General features: G+C 62.8%; 15 protein-coding genes and 1 pseudogene. 7 read left to right on the forward strand and 9 right to left on the reverse strand.

What is annotated here, in order from left to right; translation table 11 throughout:
* Positions 1–49: 49 nt before the first annotated feature.
* The gene (locus AC0L18_RS06155) at positions 50–718 is read left to right on the forward strand and encodes a DUF1007 family protein (protein ID WP_473491073.1); all 669 of its coding nucleotides are present in this window, start codon (positions 50–52) and stop codon (positions 716–718) included.
* Between the two features lie 4 nt (positions 719–722).
* On the forward strand, positions 723–1,865 hold the full coding sequence (locus AC0L18_RS06160) for a nickel/cobalt transporter (protein WP_473491075.1): 1,143 nt from the start codon (positions 723–725) through the stop codon (positions 1,863–1,865).
* A gap of 261 nt (positions 1,866–2,126) precedes the next feature.
* On the opposite strand, the gene denD is transcribed toward AC0L18_RS06160, so the two are convergent.
* The 4 genes from denD to AC0L18_RS06180 form a co-directional block, all read right to left on the reverse strand.
* Positions 2,127–3,098, reverse strand: a complete 972-nt coding sequence (denD, locus tag AC0L18_RS06165; protein WP_473491077.1) for a D-erythronate dehydrogenase — start codon at positions 3,096–3,098, stop codon at positions 2,127–2,129.
* A 1-nt stretch (position 3,099) separates the two neighbouring features.
* Positions 3,100–3,306 (reverse strand): hypothetical protein, encoded by a 207-nt coding sequence (locus tag AC0L18_RS06170; RefSeq protein WP_027153224.1) that lies wholly within the window; start codon positions 3,304–3,306, stop codon positions 3,100–3,102.
* A 62-nt stretch (positions 3,307–3,368) separates the two neighbouring features.
* A complete protein-coding gene (locus AC0L18_RS06175; RefSeq protein ID WP_473491078.1) occupies positions 3,369–4,334 on the reverse strand; it encodes a cation diffusion facilitator family transporter in 966 nt (321 codons plus the stop codon).
* 186 nt (positions 4,335–4,520) lie between these two features.
* Entirely contained in the window at positions 4,521–5,207 is a 687-nt protein-coding gene (locus AC0L18_RS06180) for a GNAT family N-acetyltransferase (RefSeq protein ID WP_473491079.1), read from the reverse strand.
* 82 nt (positions 5,208–5,289) lie between these two features.
* On the opposite strand from AC0L18_RS06180, the gene AC0L18_RS06185 reads away from it, so the two are divergent.
* A complete protein-coding gene (locus AC0L18_RS06185; protein ID WP_473491081.1) occupies positions 5,290–6,474 on the forward strand; it encodes a pyridoxal phosphate-dependent aminotransferase in 1,185 nt (394 codons plus the stop codon).
* A 34-nt stretch (positions 6,475–6,508) separates the two neighbouring features.
* Positions 6,509–6,889, forward strand: coding sequence for a YciI family protein (locus tag AC0L18_RS06190; RefSeq protein WP_023798044.1), 381 nt, complete (start codon positions 6,509–6,511; stop codon positions 6,887–6,889).
* Positions 6,890–7,082: 193 nt separating this feature from the next.
* Here AC0L18_RS06190 and AC0L18_RS06195 read toward each other — a convergent pair whose 3' ends face one another.
* The 3 genes from AC0L18_RS06195 to trhO all read right to left on the reverse strand — a co-directional run bounded on the left by AC0L18_RS06195 (position 7,083) and on the right by trhO (position 10,040).
* Positions 7,083–7,838, reverse strand: coding sequence for an SDR family oxidoreductase (locus AC0L18_RS06195; protein ID WP_473491083.1), 756 nt, complete (start codon positions 7,836–7,838; stop codon positions 7,083–7,085).
* A 278-nt stretch (positions 7,839–8,116) separates the two neighbouring features.
* A complete protein-coding gene (locus AC0L18_RS06200; protein WP_473491084.1) occupies positions 8,117–8,869 on the reverse strand; it encodes a tellurite resistance TerB family protein in 753 nt (250 codons plus the stop codon).
* A 247-nt stretch (positions 8,870–9,116) separates the two neighbouring features.
* Entirely contained in the window at positions 9,117–10,040 is a 924-nt protein-coding gene (gene trhO / locus AC0L18_RS06205) for an oxygen-dependent tRNA uridine(34) hydroxylase TrhO (RefSeq protein WP_473491085.1), read from the reverse strand.
* A gap of 191 nt (positions 10,041–10,231) precedes the next feature.
* Here trhO and AC0L18_RS06210 point away from each other — a divergent pair, with 191 nt between their 5' ends.
* Together AC0L18_RS06210 and AC0L18_RS06215 are read left to right on the forward strand one after the other, a co-directional pair.
* Complete coding sequence (locus AC0L18_RS06210) at positions 10,232–10,870, forward strand: 2-dehydro-3-deoxy-phosphogluconate aldolase (RefSeq protein WP_473491086.1); 639 nt, start codon at positions 10,232–10,234, stop codon at positions 10,868–10,870.
* Between the two features lie 197 nt (positions 10,871–11,067).
* A pseudogene (locus AC0L18_RS06215) lies at positions 11,068–11,381 on the forward strand (GIY-YIG nuclease family protein).
* A gap of 152 nt (positions 11,382–11,533) precedes the next feature.
* Here the strand turns inward: AC0L18_RS06215 and mepK are convergent.
* Both mepK and AC0L18_RS06225 read right to left on the reverse strand, forming a co-directional pair.
* Positions 11,534–13,420, reverse strand: coding sequence for a peptidoglycan L,D-endopeptidase MepK (gene mepK / locus AC0L18_RS06220; RefSeq protein WP_473491087.1), 1,887 nt, complete (start codon positions 13,418–13,420; stop codon positions 11,534–11,536).
* A 373-nt stretch (positions 13,421–13,793) separates the two neighbouring features.
* Entirely contained in the window at positions 13,794–15,323 is a 1,530-nt protein-coding gene (locus tag AC0L18_RS06225; RefSeq protein ID WP_473491089.1) for a sigma-54-dependent transcriptional regulator, read from the reverse strand.
* A gap of 191 nt (positions 15,324–15,514) precedes the next feature.
* On the opposite strand from AC0L18_RS06225, the gene AC0L18_RS06230 reads away from it, so the two are divergent.
* Positions 15,515–17,353: a M3 family oligoendopeptidase gene (locus tag AC0L18_RS06230; protein ID WP_473491091.1), complete on the forward strand. Its 1,839-nt coding sequence runs from the start codon at positions 15,515–15,517 to the stop codon at positions 17,351–17,353.
* Positions 17,354–17,424 lie beyond the last annotated feature (71 nt).

A 17,424-nucleotide genomic window follows, 5' to 3' on the forward strand; every position in this document is an offset into this window, starting at 1 on the left:
TTCTGGTAACTCTCGACAGTCACCCAAGTCGATGGAATCACCACCCAGAATGAACCTGAAGCGGCAAGCAATCATGATGGCTTCGGCCATGGCGGCGACTTTTGCCACGGTCGGGCCAGCCGACGTGCATCCCCACGTCTTCGCCGAGGCTCGCCTCGAAGTGATCCTCAGCCCGGATCACCAAAGCGTGAAGGCCTTGCGTCATGTCTGGCGCTTCGACGATTTGTTTTCGAGCACGGTGATGATGGAGTTCGACAAGAATTCCGACCTGAAGCTTGACGACAAGGAGCTGAAGGAAGTCGCCGACACCGTCCACGCTTCGCTGGCGGAGTTCAATTACTTCCAGCTCGTCACCGTCGACGGCAAGGATGAGGCGATGAGCCCGCCGCCGCAGCTGATGGCGAATTTCGACAACGACCAGCTCATTATCCTGTTCGAATCCGAACCCAAGGCGCCAACCAGGCTGGCCGGCAAGATCGATATCGGCGTCTATGACCCGACCTTCTACACGGCGATCGATTTCACCGAGGATGCCAATATGCAGGTCGCCGACTTGCCGTCGACATGCACGAGCCAGGTCGTTCGTCCGAACCCCGACGAGGCGATCGCCGCGAACCAGAAGAACCTGACGGACGCCTTCTTCAATGATCCGACAGGCACCGATATGAGCAAGATCTTTGCGACCAAGCTTGAACTGAACTGTCAGCCAAAAGGATAATCCGGTGACGAAACCGTCCCTGCGTTTGGCTTTCGGCCTCTTGGCCGCCGCCCTTGTCATGACGCACGTCCTCGGCTCCGCCCACGCCCAGAGCTCGCTCGGCATCGGCACCAATGACGGGATGGCTCCCACCACCGGCCCGTTCGCCCAGATCCTGATGTGGATCAATCTGCGTCAGCAGGAATTCTACCGCGCGCTTGCCGGTGCGATGAAGGCGATGCGTGAGGACGGCAGCAAGCTGTGGCTGCTTATCGGCCTGTCCTTCGCCTACGGTATTTTCCATGCCGCCGGCCCCGGTCACGGCAAGGCGGTGATCTCGTCCTACATGGTCGCGAACGAAGTCGCGCTCAGGCGCGGCATCATGCTGTCCTTCGTCTCGGCCCTGCTGCAGGCGGTGACGGCGATCCTGGTGATGATGCTCGCCTACTTCGTCCTGCGCGGCACCACCATATCGATGACCGACGCGGCATGGTTCCTCGAAGTCACGAGTTTTGTCTTTGTCACCCTGTTCGGCGCCTGGCTTTTGTGGCGCAAGGCCGGCCCTGCCATCCTTCGCCTGTTCGGTGCAAACCCTGCCTATAGTCTTTCGGCGGCCCATGCCGGCCATTCGCAAACGGGCCATCCTGCACATGCGCATTCGGTGCATGCGCTTCACGCACATGGCCATGACGGCCACGATAACCAGGATCATGGCGCACACGACCATCACCATGACCATGGCGGACACGATGACCATGGCGGGCACCATCACCATGCGGCGGGCGAAGTCTGCGCGACGTGCGGACATTCACACGCGCCCGACCCGGCGCTGCTTTCCGGCGACCGCTTCGACTGGCGCACTGCCTGGTCTGCGGTGGCCGCGGTCGGTATCCGGCCGTGTTCGGGCGCGCTGATCGTGCTGAGCTTTGCCATGCTCAACGGGCTGTGGTTCGGCGGCATCCTGTCGGTGCTGGCGATGGCACTCGGCACCGCGATCACCGTCTCGATCCTGGCGACGCTGGCGGTGACGGCCAAGAACTGGGCGGTGTATTTCGCCGGTGACGGCCGCATGGGCAACCGCATCCATTCAATCGTCGAGATCGGCGGCGCAGCCTTCGTCTTTTTGTTTGGGTTGCTGTTGTTGTCGGCGAGCCTGACTGGCGGATAGCGCCTCGATCGGACGGGCAAAACTGTTGGTGTTGGCGCCGCCCCTCATCGCCCTGCCGGGCACTTCTCCCCGTATAGTGACGGGGAGAAGGGCGCCTTCGCAGAGGATTTCGCCAATATCCAGCGCTGCAAAAAAGCGCCGAGGGTGCGGCCAGCCCCCTCCCCGTCACTATACGGGGAGAAGGTGCCGGCAGGCGGATGAGGGGCGGCGCCGAGGTCGACAATTGGCGTAGTACTGGAAAGACCCGAATATCAACGCAAATTAAAACTTCCCGTCCAACTCGTCCTCGATATGCGCGCGGATGATGTCGTCGAAGCTGGTTTCGGCGGCAAAGCCAAGCTCCCTCGACCGCCGCGCCTCGAACCGTGTCGGCCAGCCCTTGACGATCGCCCAGATCGTTTCGTCGGGCTCCTCGCGGATCAGTTTCACCGCCTTGGCGCCGGCCATGCGTTCCAGGGCCTCGATCTGCTCGCCGACCGTGACGGCGACGCCGGGCATCGTCAGATTGCGGCGCGGCCCGACGGCGTCGCCGTCGATCGCTGCGGCGTGGATCAGAAAATTCACCGCCGAGCGCGGGCTGGCGTGGGTGTGTACGACAGAGCGCGGCACCGGCAATATCGCCTCCTGGCCGTTCAACGGCTCGCGGATGATGCCGGAGAAAAAGCCTGAAGCCGCCTTGTTGGGCTTGCCCGGCCTGACGCAGATGGTCGGCAGCCTGATGCCGATGCCGTCGAAGAAGCCGCGCCGCGTATAATCGGCGAGCAGCGCTTCTCCCATCAGCTTCTGCGTGCCGTAGGAGGTCAATGGCGTCGGGTGGAATTCGTCTGATATAATGTTCGGAAACGGTGCGCCGAACACGGCGATCGACGAGGTGAAGACGACGCGCGGCGCAAACCCCGCCAGTCTTACGGCATCGAACAGCGCCCTTGTGCCGTCGAGATTGACGCGATAGCCGAGATCGAAATTGGCCTCCGCCTCGCCCGACACGACGCCGGCGAGATGAAAGATCACGTCTGGGCGCGACGCGACCAGCCGTTCCATCGCGCTCGCCGCGGCGAGATCGCCTGTATGGATGGTGACGTCGACGCCATCCAGTGTCGGCGCCTGCGGCGGCACGATGTCGTGAAGGTCGAGCGCGGCGACCTTCCGGCCGCTGAGCGTTCCATCCTTCGCCAGCCGGGCGATGAGCTTGCGGCCGACCATGCCTGCCGCGCCGGTAATCAAAACACGCATATCAATGATCCTTTTTGCGCTGGCTGCGGCCACGCAACCAAAACACGACGAAAATGGCCACCATGAAGACAGCGGCAATAATAGCGGCAAGAATGGTCGACACGCGGCCGACCGCCAGCATCACGGTTGGCAAATAGTAGGCGGCGATGCCGAACAGCAGCAGCACCCACAGCGCGCCGATCGCCGCATTGCGCGTGTCACGATCCATCACGCGGCCCTGACACGGCGGGGATTCGTCAACTTCGTTACCATGCCATGGAACTCCTGGGATCAGTGATAGTGGCGATGATGCGGACCCGCATCATGCGCATGGTCGTGCTCGCCATCATGCTTATCATCGGCGCAATGGCCGAATTCCGGTTCTACGGTGGCGTGGGCAATGCCATGCGCGGCAAGCCGCTTCTTGATGGCACTGACCGCTTTGTGGGCATCGACGCCATCGTTGAGGCAAGCATGCAAGGTCGCCATGTTGCTTGACCCGTCAAGCGACCAGACATGCATGTGATGCACCTCGCGCACGCCGTTCACCGTCCCTTCTATGTCCCTGGCGATCAGGTCGCGATCGAGGCTCGCCGGCACGCCTTCGAGCAGGACATGGGCCGCTTCACGCATCAGCGACCAGGCGGTGGACAGGATCAGCAGCGAGACAAGGACGGACAGGATCGGATCGATAGGCGTCCAGCCGCTCGCCAGGATGATCAGCGCAGCGATGATCGCCGCCGCCGAGCCAAGCAGATCGCCGAGCACGTGCAGGATGGCACCGCGCATGTTCAGGCTGTCGCGGTCGCCGCCATGCAGCACGAAGAAGCAGCCGATATTGACCAGCAGACCCGCGATCGCGACGACCAGCATCGGCCCGCCGAGCACGGGCGCAGGCGTCAGCAGGCGTTCCCAGGCCTCATAGATGATCCACAGCGCAATGGCGAAGATGGCGATGCCGTTGGTATAGGCGACCAGCGTCTTGACCCGGCCGAACCCGTAGGTGAGGCGAACGGTGGCCGGCCGGCCAGCCAGATGAAAAGCATACCAGGCAAGGCCGAGCGCGATACTGTCGGCAAGCATGTGGCCGGCATCCGCCAGCAGCGCCAGTGATCCCGTCAAGAGACCGCCAAGCGCTTCCACGACCATGAAGCCGGCGGTCAGGCAGGCCGCGATCAGCACGCGTTTCTTGTCGGTCGAGCCGTGCACATGACCGGCGCCGTGGCTGTGACCATGCCCTTGCGTACCATGCGCCATCTGCGAACTCCTGTCAGAGCTGATCCATCCCGGCAGAATCCGTGGGGAGGCTCTGTGTTCCTGTTTGCCCATGATCTTGCCCGAACACCGGCTTCCACTTTTCGGGATCATGGTTCTTCCTGTTTGACCACGATCTTGCCCGAAAACTCGGCCTTCACTTTTCGGGATCGTGGTCCTGGATCATGGTCAGGCGCCGAACTCGGCGCGGAAGTCCTCGAGCCGTCGCTTCTGCCGGCCGTCGCCATCGAAATTGCCCGGATCGAGCCATGCCTCATAGGCTCTGCGCAGTGCCCGCCACTCCTTGTCGATGATCGAGTACCACGCGGTATCGCGGTTTTCGCCCTTGACCACAAGATGCTGGCGGAAAATGCCCTCGAACTTGAAGCCGAAACGCTCCGCCGCGCGCTTCGACGGCTCGTTGCGGTTGTTGCATTTCCATTCGTAGCGGCGATAGCCAAGCTCGTCGAAGATGTATTTCATGAACAGGAATTGCGCTTCAGTCGCCGCCGGCTTGCGCGAGATCAGCGGACCCCAATAGATGTTGCCGATCTCGATCACGCCATAGGCAGGGTCGATGCGCATCAGCGTCTGGCGTCCGGCGACCTTGCCGCTGGCCTTGTCGATGACGGTGAAGAACAGCGGGTCCTCGCTGGCTTCGGCCTTGTCCAGCCACGGCTGGAAGGCGGCGCGGGTCTGCGGCGGATAATCGGGCAGCCAAGCGAAGCGGCCGTCGACATCAGGCACCGACGACGCCTCGAACAGGCCGTCGCCATGCTTTTCGGAGGTCAGCGGCTCAAGCCTGACAGTGCGCCCCTCCAGCACCTTGCGTTCCGGCCGCGGGCGCGGTTGCCAATTCTTGAGATTTTCCGACACCCAAAGCTCCAATCCGTTTGACTTTGCGAAAGGACGCTCACAAAAACGCTCGCTCGGTGAAAGAACCACAGGGACGGGAAAAATGCTCCACACGATTTCGGCCTTCGATCGTCTCGGCGAGGAAAACGCCTTTGCGGTGCTGGCTCGTGCCACCGCGCTCGCCCATCAGGGCCGCGATATCGTCAATCTCGGCATCGGCCAGCCCGACTTCAAGACGCCGCAGCACATCGTCGAGGCCGCGATCAAGGCGCTGCGTGACGGCCACCACGGCTATACGCCGGCCAACGGCCTGCTGGCGACACGCGAGGCGGTGGTGCGCCGCACGCTGACCACAACCGGTGTGGAGGTGTCGCCCGAGGCGGTGATGATCCTGCCCGGCGGCAAGCCGACCATGTTCGCCGCGATCCTGATGTTCGGCGAACCGGACGCCGAGATCCTCTATCCCGATCCCGGCTTTCCCATCTATCGCTCGATGATCGAGTTCACCGGTGCTGCTCCGATACCGGTGCCGATGCGCGAGGAGAACGGCTTTGCCTTCTCGGCGCAGGAGACGCTGGCGCTGATCACGCCGAAGACCAGGCTGCTCATCCTCAACTCGCCGGCCAACCCGACCGGCGGGGTCACCCCGCGCGCCGAGATCGAGAAGCTGGTCAAGGGGCTGGAAGCGCACCCGGACGTCGCCATCCTCTCCGACGAGATCTACGACGTGATGACCTATGACGGCGAGACGCACTTTTCGCTGCTCAATTTCCCCGAAATCCGCGACCGACTGATCGTGCTCAACGGCTGGTCGAAGACCTGGGCGATGACCGGCTGGCGCATGGGCTGGTCGATCTGGCCGAACGGCGACAAGGGCGCCCACCTCTACGACAAGGTGCGCAAGCTGGCGGTCAATTGCTGGTCCTGCGTCAATGCGCCGAGCCAGTATGCCGGCATCGCGGCCATCGACGGTCCGCAGGACGACGTCGACAAGATGATGCGCGCCTTCGACCGCCGCAGGAAGGTCGTGGTCGAAGGGCTGAACGCTTTGCCGGGCGTTTCCTGCATCACGCCGAAAGGCGCTTTCTATGCCTTCCCTAATGTCTCAAAAACTGATTGGAAGGCCAAGAAACTCGCCTCGGCTTTGCTTGAGGATGCCGGCGTGGCGCTGATCGGCGGACCTGATTTCGGCGTTCTCGGTGAAGGCTATATCAGGCTGTCCTACGCCAATTCCGAAGAGAACATCCTGCGCGCGCTGGAACGGATCAAGGCGTTTCTGGGCAAGTGAGGGCGGGTACGCGACCGACGAAAGGAGATGTCAGATGTTCTATGCCATCCTTGCCTATCACGTGGAAGAAGTGATCACGGCGCTGACGCCGGAGGAGGACGCGGCGCTGATGGCCGACCTGCTCAATATCCACGAACGGCTTTACCGGGATGGCAGCCTCGGCCCGGCGGCGCGGCTCGGGGCGACCCAAGACGCGTGCACCTTGCGCGGGCCAGGCGCCGGAATGGTCATTGACGGACCCTTCGCCGAGACCAAGGAGCAATTGTTGGGACTATACGTCGTCGACTGCGCCACGCGCGACGCCGCGATCGCGATCGCGCGCGACTTTCGCCGTGTCAATCCGACGGCCGTCTACGAAATCCGCCCTATTTCGTTATATCTTCCGGGCGTGCCGCTTTCGGTGACGCAGTCCTAAAGCGCATCGCGTTTGAAGGATGCGACGCGCTTTAGTTCTTGTTTTATGCATGTCGTTATCGCAAAACCGCTGCGCACTTTTGCGCGACATGCATTAGCCAAAATTGAACGCCGTCCGGCCGGGTCCGCCCGGCGTTCGCCGGCCTTTCATCGTGCCACTGGCAACGATGAATTCGCTGACGCGAACCGGCCGCTCACCCTCGCCCGACATACGGCATCTTCGTCGCCATCACGGTCATGAACAGCACGTTGGCGTCGAGCGGCAGGCTGGCCATATGGAGGACGGCATTGGCGACCTGCTGGACATCCATCACCGCTTCGGCGGCGATGGAGCCATTGGCTTGCGGTACTCCGACCGTCATCGCCTGCGCCATGTCGGTCAAGGCGTTGCCGATGTCGATCTGGCCGCAGGCGATGTCATAAGGCCGGCCGTCCAGGGCCAGCGTCTTGGTCAGCCCGGTAATGGCGTGCTTGGTCGCGGTGTAGGGCACTGAACCCGGACGCGGTGCGTAGGCAGACACCGAGCCGTTGTTGATGATGCGGCCGCCCATCGGCTGTTGCCTGCGCATGGCGCCGAAGGCGGCGCGGGCGCACAGGAACGAGCCGGTGAGATTGACCCCGACAATTTCGTCCCACACCTCGACGGGGATCTCGTCGATCAATGTCGACTTGTAGCCCGTGCCGGCATTGTTGAAGAGCAGGTCGACACGACCGAAAGCCGCCGCCACCGTCTCGAACAGATCGTCGACCTGGTCGGCCTTGCTGATGTCGCAGGCGACCGCCAGCGCCTTGGCTTGTGTCGATCCGGCATCAGCGATTGCCTTGTTCAGCACCGGCTTGCGGCGTCCGCAGAACACCGTATTCCAGCCGGCCCTGAGCAGCGCCGTGGCGACGGCTTTACCGATGCCCGTGCCGGCGCCAGTGACGATGGCTGTTTTGTAGTCTGTCATAACTGTCCTCCTATAGCGCCGCATGCCCGCAAGGACGCTATAGCACCATGATTTTGAGCAATTTTGAATTTGCGCATGATCGCCTGCAAAAATCGATTCCGATTTCGGCTCATGCGCTAACCGGCTGCGACAAAAAGGGCGGCCATTGGCGGCCGCCCTGATCTGAACCGGCTGGGAGGAGGAAAGCCGATCCGACTGCTTAAAATCATGCGCTTCCTGGGTAAACGAGACATTAACGCGAATGGACGCCGGATTCCCGCTCTCCGCGGCCCTGAAGCCTACCAGCGCGAATTGGCGGTTGCCTTGCCCGATCCCGGCACCTCTGGCGCCGGCACTTTTGCCGCCGACACTGTCGCCTCGACATGGTCGAGCAGGGCATCGGGCAAGCTTAGGCGGCCGGCGAGCAGATCGAGATAGCCGCGTTCGGCACGTGTATTCGGATCGATGGCGAGGCGCGAGGCGGTGTAGAGCTCGAGCTTCTGGGCGTCGGTTTGGGCGCCGGCGACCAGCGTATCCAGGTCGAGCGGCCTTTCCAGTTCCGACAACAGGAATTTCTCCGCGTCGGCGTCGATGCCCGCGAGGCTGAGCTTGCCGGCGATCTTTTGCCGTTCGTCGTCGTCGATATGGCCGTCGGCCTTCGCCGCCGAAATCATCGCGCGCACCAGGGTCAGGGTGAATTCGTCCTCGCCTTGCGGCGCCTGCGAGGGATGAAAGCTGGTGTCGGCGGGCGGCGGCAGCAATTCCGGTTCACCGGCAACTTGCGTTTCAGCCGGCGCCTTGCCGTTCTTGTAGTTCTGGTAGGCCTTGTAAGCGAGGCCGCCGACCACGGCCAGGCCGCCGAGCTTCACCGCCGTGCCGGCGACCTGACGGCCAGCGCCGGTTCCGAGCAGCACCGCGGCCAGCGCGCCAGCGGCCAGCGGATTGTCCTTGGCCATCTGCACCGCCTGACCCCCTTTGTCGCGCACGGTCGACCCGGTTCCGGGAATTTGCGAGCCGAGCAGATCGTTGAGGAGCTTCTTGGGATCGAACATCAATGCCTCCAGAATTGGCCGGCCGAAAGCGCCGGGCAGGTTTTCGGACGTTGAACAGGTAGGCCCCGCATATGGACATTACAATGACGGATGGGCGCTTTGCCGGTGATGGCACAAACGAGATGATGTCAGGATCTGCCTTGTCCAACGCGTTGGGCCGAAAATCGGAATCGATTTTCGGAAGGCACGATTTATGGATTCAAAATGTTAGAGCGTACTTTGTGCGTCCAAGCGGACGCAGGTCGCTTTAACGTCCGATATGCGGAGCCCTGCCTTGCGCTTGCGCCAGCTCGACCTGGCGTTGACGCTCGGCGTAGCGGGCGCGATCCTCGTCGGAACGGACATCGTAGCAATGCGGGCATGAGATACCGGCGGCGTATGTCGACGACAGCAGGTCCTGCCCGGTCAGCGGATACCGGCAGGCGCGGCAAAGTTCGGCCTCACCCTCGATCAAGCCGTGCGACACCGAGACGCGTTCGTCGAAGACGAAGCACTCGCCCTGCCAGAGGCTTTGCTCGGCAGGCACCTCTTCGAGATATTTCAGGATACCGCCCTTGAGATGGAACACATCCTCGAAGCCGAGCGACTTCACATAGGCCGTTGCCTTCTCGCAGCGTATGCCGCCGGTGCAGAACATGGCCACCTTGCGACCGACGAGCTCGGCCCGATGCTGCTCGACCCAGGCCGGGAATTCGCGAAAGCTCGTTGTCGCGGGGTCGACCGCTCCCTTGAACGTACCGATCGATACTTCGTAGGCGTTGCGCGTGTCGATGACGATCGTGTCCACATCCGATATCAGCGCGTTCCAGTCGGCCGGTGCGACATAGGTGCCGGCGCTTGCCGCCGTATCGAGATCCCCAACACCCATGGTGACGATCTCGCGCTTCAGCCGCACCTTCATGCGGTGAAACGGCATCTGCGCGGCGCTGCTGTACTTGACCTCGAGACCGGCGAGACCTTCGATGGATTCGAGATGATCGATGAGCGCGGCTATGTCAGCTTCGCTGCCGGCGACCGTGCCGTTGATGCCCTCATGCGCCAGCAGCAGCGTGCCCTTGATACCGCGTCCGCAGCAAAAGGCGGCGAGCGGCGCGCGCAACGCCTCAAAGTCGTCGAGCCGGGCAAACCTGTAGAGCGCGGCAACGCGCAGGGGTTGATTGGGCAGTGTCATCGCCGAAGCCACTAAACGCTCATGAAAGCCGATTCAAGGCCGCCGCGCGGAGCAGCCTCTCCTTGGTGGCCTTGACGGCCGGTCTGACGGACTTGCCGGCAGCGCGTGACATCGCGACACGCTTCGCTTCGTGGACAGAAAACCGGCCTTCTGCTAACCGATTGAACGGATCAATACCGGAGAGACGACAAATGCCCAGCAAGACCGAAAAGCTCCTGTCGCTCCTCAACGGCCAACCGGTTATCCCGGTGCTGAAGATCGCCAATCTCGCCGATGCCGTGCCGCTGGCGCGCGCGCTGGCGCGCGGCGGCCTGCCGGCGATCGAGATCACGCTGCGGACCGCTGATGCGCTCAAGGCGATCCGGCTCGTGGCAAGCGAGGTCGAGGACGCCATCGTCGGCGCCGGCACCATTCTGGACATCAGCCAGTTCGACGCGGCGGCGGCAGCCGGATCGAAGTTCATCGTCAGCCCCGGCATCACCCGCGAGCTTCTGGCGGCGGCGAAGGACAGCGACGTTCCGTTGCTGCCCGGCGCCATCACGCCCGGTGAGATCATGGCCGCCCGCGAGGCAGGCCTGCGCTTCCTGAAATTCTTCCCGGCAGAACAGTCGGGCGGCATCGCCTCGCTCAAGGCATTCGCCTCGCCGCTCGCCGATGTCCAATTCTGCCCGACCGGCGGCATCACCGACAAGAACGCCAGCGACTATCTGAGCCTGCCTAACGTCATCTGCGTCGGCGGCTCCTGGGTGGCGCCGGACGATTTGGTCAAGGCCGGCAAATGGGACGAAATCGAAGCCCTGGCGCGCGCCGCGAGCAAGCTCGGGCGATAGTTCGTCTGCACAAAGGATCTGGTTCTTTGACTGAGCCTGAAGGAGGCGTGATGGTTCCCGCCGACCGATCTCCTCCTGCCAATCTCGAGGCTTTGCGATTAGCCATAAGCCACCACGTCTTCGTCATCCCAGGGCAAGCAAGGAGCGAAGCGACGCGGCGCAGACCCTGGGATCCATCCCGTGATATCAGCCGAAGAATGCAACGGCCCAGAACGGCGCCTGCATTCGCAACGGTGGCAGTTACCCTTCCAGGCACGATCTACATCGGCGTCACCAACGATCTTGGCCGCCGCATGCCGGAGCACAAATCCGGCGAAGGCTCGCGCTTCACCAGCCGCTACGGCGTGCGGCGCCTGGTCGTGACGCCATCCAGCGCGAAAAATCGCTGAAGCGTTGGGCGCGCCACTGGAAGATCGAGCTGATCGAGAAGACCAATCCAGAATGGTTTGAGCTTTCGCGGAACGGAGTGGCAGCGTTCGGTCTGAACCGTTGCATTCTTCGGCTGGCGTAACGGCATGGAATCCAGGGTCTGCGCCGCGTCGCTTCGCTCCTTGCTTCGCCCTGGGATGACGAAGTGGAAGGATGGTTCGGCCAATCCTAGACATGCATAAAAAAAGCCGCGCGGGTTACCGGCGCGGCTTTTTTTATTGGTTGGTCGATCCGCTACTCGGTCCTGAAGCGGGCGACCGACAGGAACTTGACGGCTTTGCCGGTGAACCGGTTGGCGTCGGCCAACTGATCGTCCGCCTGGAATCCCACGGTATAGACTTCGGTTGGGGGCGTGTGCACGATATTGTAGGCGTAGCGCTGCGCCGTCGTCGCGCTGGAGACGGTGGCGACATTCTCGCCGCTGTTCAACGCCCAGCGCGCCGCCGTCGGCTCTGCGGCGACTACCACGGACTTGGGACCAGGCTTCAGGTCACGGGCGGTTGCCCTGGCTGCCTTGCGGGTGGTCTTCACACCCGTGCCGATCGCCGCGGCCGGATCGGAGCCAGCCGGGCGGGCAAAGACAGCCTCACGCGGCGATGCGGCATTGCCCTTCGCCAGCTCACCGAGGACCGCGCTTGGCTGGGAGAGCGAAGCGACCTGGTATTCGTCGGTTGCGCTGACCCGTTCGAGGACGGCTTTGACCGCGTCAGACTGGACTGCGGCAGACTGGACCTGGTCAGGCTGGGCCAATTCGGGCTGGGCCAGATCGGGCCGAGCCGACGGCAGCACCGAGAACACATCGGTAGCGGTCTTGCCGTGCCCGGCGGTATCCGCCAGCGCCAGAAGCACAGCCTTGTCCTGCGGCGCAAGGTCGGCCGCTGCAAGGTCGGCCGGCAACGAGTGATTGGGGCGCCAGGTCGGCAACGGAATGTTGTTGGCGGCAACCTGCGCCGCATCGGCGACAACGGACGGTTCGGTCATGCCGAAGGGAGCGTTCGCCGGCGCTTGCGCGGTCGTCACCGCCTGTTCGGTGGTGGCGGTGGCATCCGCCACGCCGAACGGAACGTTTTCGGGCGGCTGAGCGACATCGGCCTTCGGCCGCGGGGCGAAATCGGGCAGCGGCACGCTGCGCGCCGGCAGCGCCGCGATGATCGTTTCCGGCGTGTCCTCCTCCGGTTCGGGAGCAGGCGCATCGGCGATTTGCGGAATCTCGGCGCGCTTCGCATCCTCAGGCGACACGATGGCAATGCCCGGAAGCTTGCTGTCCCTGGCGGCCGGCGCCGGCTTGGCGTTCGCCAGCTTCACGCTCGCCGCCTTCACATTGGTTGACTTCGGCGTTGGCGCGGCCACCGCATCGGCGCTGTCATCGGCCTCGTCTTCACCGCCGCCGAAGAAAGCCGCCAGCAGACCGCCGGATCTTTTGGCACCGCCACCCGCGCTGGCCATTTCGATGGCGGGAGCGCCGGCGCCCTTGCGCGCCTTGTACGAGGCGAGCGCCTGTGAATAGCCGGGCAACGGCTTGCCGTCGCTCGGCACATGCAGCGTCTTGCCGTTGGGGAACACGCGCGCCAGTTCCTGGCGGCTGATGCCGGGCCAGTGCCGCACATTGCCGACATCCATGTGGACAAAGGGCGAGCCGGACCTCGGATAATAACCGACGCCGCCACCCTGCATCCGCAGACCGATGTCGCGCAGTTTCTTCAGCGGCACGCCGGGAATGTAGAAATCCATGGCCCTGCCGAGCGTATGCTGGCTTTTCTTGGCAACGCCCCTGCTGCGGCTGCGCAGCATCGAGTTCGTCGACGACGAGCGATAACCGCACACGACCTGGATATAGTCGCGGGCGCCGCTCTGCCTATAAGCCTCCCAGACCAGGTCGAGCAGGCGCGGATCCATCTTGGTCGGTTCGTTGCGGCGCCAGTCACGCAGGATGACGTTGATCTTTTTCAGACCCGCCTGATCGTAGCGGCCGCCGCGCTTGAAGACGATCTCCGCCTTCTCTTTGGTGTGCAGGTTGTAGAGTTTCAGCGAACGTGTCTGGGCGCTGGCGCCGGTCGCAGCCGCTGTAAGGAAGCCTAAGGCGAAAATCACCGCTGCCAGCCATCTCGGCCAGGCGCTCATGTGATAGTGCCGCCCGTTTGTGTGTCGTTCGACTTTGTTCAAATCAAAAGGCCTTGCAGGCTGCCGTTTGTCCCCGGATTTGACCAACGGATGCGGTGGTGTTCACATCCGAATATCGATCCTAATGGTTAATCATCGCTTATTGAAGCCGAAATGCGGTAACACCGTGGCGATATCCCGTCAAAAATATTGCACGGGGTTTCTTGGTAAACTGCTGGTTTAGATCATGTTTCTGGCTTTGCCTGAACACGATCTGTTACCAGACGCCTCAATGCGTGAATACTGCCGCAAGCGCGTCCCGACCGCGTCACGCCCGATTCGCGACTGTCGATTGTCCTGATGCCAGGTTGGCAAGCTGGTCCGGGCTTGCCTGTCAGGAAGCAAGCCGGTCGATACGGCCCGTTTCCGGATCGATGCCATATTCCTTGAGCTTCCTGTAAAGCGTCGAGCGGCCGATGCCGAGACGGCGGGCAACTTCGCTCATCTGGCCGTTATAATGGTCGATGGCGAGCTTGATCATTTCGAGTTCGACATCGGCCAGCGCCCGCACATTGCCGCGTTCGTCCAGCGCCCGCAGCGTGCCGAAGCGGGGCTGCTGCCTGGCAGGCGGATCGAGCTCGGTCACAGCGATGCCATTATTGGCGCCCTCGCCCAGCGGCTCGGTGACCAAAGGCAACGCGGGCAACCAGTCATGCGCATCGAGGTTGACGGTGCCCTCGACCTGCGCCCGGATCTGCGGAAACTCCTCCTCGGTCAGCACATCGCCTTCACAAAGCACCGAGGCCCGGAAGACGGCGTTTTCCAGCTGGCGGATGTTTCCCGGCCAGTCGTAGGCCTGCAGCATGGCGAGCGCCGCAGCTGAAATGCCGTGCAGGCGATGACGTGGACCGGTGGGCGCGACCTTGTCCAGAAAATGCTCGACCAAATACGGAATGTCGTCGCGACGGTCGCGCAGCGGCGGCACGAAGATCGGATAGACGTTCAGGCGGTAGAACAGATCCTCGCGGAACTTGCCGTCCTTGACCTGCTGCAGAAGATTGCGGTGTGTCGCCGAGATCAGTCTGATGTCGACCCTGACGGTCGACCGCCCGCCGACCGGATCGACCTCACCGTCCTGCACGGCGCGCAGCAGCTTGACCTGCACGTCGAGCGGCAGGTCGCCGATTTCGTCGAGGAACAGCGTGCCCGAATGCGCCTCGACGAACTTGCCGGTGTGTTTTTCGGTGGCGCCGGTGAACGAGCCCTTCTCGTGGCCGAACAGGATCGATTCGACCAGATTGTCGGGGATGGCGCCGCAATTGACGGTGACGAACGGTTTGGAGCGGCGATCGCCGCTGCCCTGGATGGCGCGCGCCACCAGCTCCTTGCCGACCCCGGATTCGCCTTCGATAAGGATCGGGATGTTGGACGCGGCCGCCTTCTGGCCGAGACGGATCACCCGGTCCATCGCCGGACTGTGCGTGATCATGTCCTTGAAGGTCAGATGGCCGCCGCGCCGCCGCGACGTGCGCTTCACTTCCCCCTCGACCGCCTCGACTTTGAGCGCGTTGCCGATCGATGCCTGCAGCCTGTCGGGAGATGCCGGCTTGACGACGAAATCGAAAGCACCGTGACGCATGGCCGAAACGACGGTTTCGATGCCGCCCTGGGCGGTTTGCACGATGACCGGAACCTGGATGCCGCGCTCACGCATCGCCTTCAGCACGCCGATGCCGTCGAGGCCCGGCATGACGAGGTCGAGGATGACCACCGACACGTCGCGCGCCTTGGGCCCGTCGAGCGCATCGAGACCGGCCTCGCCGCCATCCGTGATGATCGCGCTGTGGCCGAATTTCGTCACCGCCGCCTCGAGCAGCCTGCGCTGCACGGGATCGTCATCGACTATGAGAATGGAACCTGTCATGACTGGTTCAACGATGCTCGCCCAATATGCCCACCCCACTGTGCCCACCCAATGGGGAACCCTATGGATCATCCTGGCACAGGGTTCTAAATAAGATTTCAAAAAACCCGGTGAACGAATTGCTTAGGATTTGACCGGCTTTCTCATCCCCTTGATTCTTTGGCCCTTTGACAATCTGGAAAGTGTCGGCAATGAGCATGGTTTTTAGTCGGCAGCTTGCGGCGGCGGCGTCCGGTCAGGGCGCGGCGGAGCTTGGTGATCTGCCGGAATGGGATCTCGCCGATCTCTATTCCGGCATGGACGCCCCCGAGCTGAAACGCGACATCGCCAAGGCGCTCGCCGATGCCATCAGCTTCGAGAGCCGCTGGAAAGGCACGCTCGCCGCCGAGGCGGAGCGTGCCGACAGCGGCAGGCTGGGCGAGGCGCTTGCCGCCTATGAGGCGCTGGAGGAACTGATTGGCCGGATCGTCTCCTATGCCGGACTGATCTACGCCGGCAACACCACGGATCCGCAGCGCGCCAAGCTCTATGGCGACATTCAGGAGAAGATGACCGACGCCAGCGCGCATCTTCTGTTTTTCGCGCTCGAACTGAATCTTGTCGACGATGCCGCGATCGAAACCGCGCTTGCTGCCGATCCTGCCTTCGCTCACTACCGGCCGTGGGTGCTTGATCTGCGCATGGACAAACCCTACCAGCTCGAAGACCGGGTCGAGCAGCTTCTCCACGAGAAGTCGATTACCGGACGCGGCGCCTGGAACCGCTTGTTCGATGAGACGATGACCGATCTGCGCTTCGACATCGATGGCGAAGAGCTGACCCTGGAGCCGGCGCTGAACCGCCTCCAGCACGCCGATGGCGAGGTGCGCCGCCGGGCTTCTGAAGCGCTGGCCGCAACCTTCCGCAAGAATCTGCGCACGTTCACGCTGATCACCAACACGCTGGCCAAGGACAAGGAGATTTCCGACCGCTGGCGCGGCTTCGCCGACATTGCCGATTCGCGTCATCTCGCCAACCGCGTCGAGCGCAGCGTGGTGGATGCCCTGGCCTCAGCCGTTCGTGACGCTTACCCGCGCCTGTCACACCGCTACTACGCGATGAAGGCGCGCTGGCTCGGCATGGAAGTGATGAACCACTGGGACCGCAACGCGCCGTTGCCGGAAACCCCGCAAGCGATCATCGGCTGGGACGAGGCCAAGAACACGGTGCTTTCCGCCTATCAGCGCTTTTCACCTGATATGGCGGAGATTGCCCGGGTTTTCTTCGACCGCAACTGGATCGACGCGCCGGTAAGGCCTGGCAAGTCGCCGGGCGCCTTCGCGCATCCGACCGTGCCGTCGGCGCATCCCTATGTCCTGCTCAACTACATGGGCAAGCCGCGCGACGTGATGACGCTGGCGCATGAGCTTGGCCACGGCGTGCATCAGGTGCTCGCCGCAAGCCAGGGCGCGCTGATGGCCTCGACGCCGCTGACACTGGCCGAGACGGCGTCCGTCTTCGGCGAGATGCTGACGTTCCGCTCGCTGCTGGACCAGACCACCGACAAGCGCGAGCGCAAGGCCATGCTTGCCCAGAAGGTCGAGGACATGATCAACACGGTCGTGCGCCAGATCGCTTTCTACGAGTTCGAGCGCAAGGTGCATGCCGAGCGCAAAAACGGCGAGTTGACATCGGACAGACTCGGCCAGTTCTGGCTGGAGGTGCAGGCGGAAAGCCTCGGGCCGGCGATCAAGCTGCGCGAGGGTTACGAGGTCTTCTGGAGCTATATTCCACACTTCATCCATTCGCCTTTCTACGTCTACGCCTATGCGTTCGGCGACTGCCTGGTGAATTCGCTCTATGCGGTCTATCAGAATGCAGAGCGTGGCTTTCAGGACAAATATTTTGCCATGCTGCGCGCCGGCGGCACCAAGCATCATTCCGAGCTCCTGGCTCCCTTCGGTCTTGATGCCACCGATCCTGCTTTCTGGCAGATCGGACTTGGCGTGATCGGCGGGCTGATCGACGAGCTCGAAGCTTTGGACAATTGACGCACAGCGCTGAACAGCCAGGTTCGACAGAACAGTTTAGCCGCAGTGCATATTGAGGCCATTCTATTCTT

It is taken from the genome of Mesorhizobium sp. WSM4819, assembly GCF_055811215.1.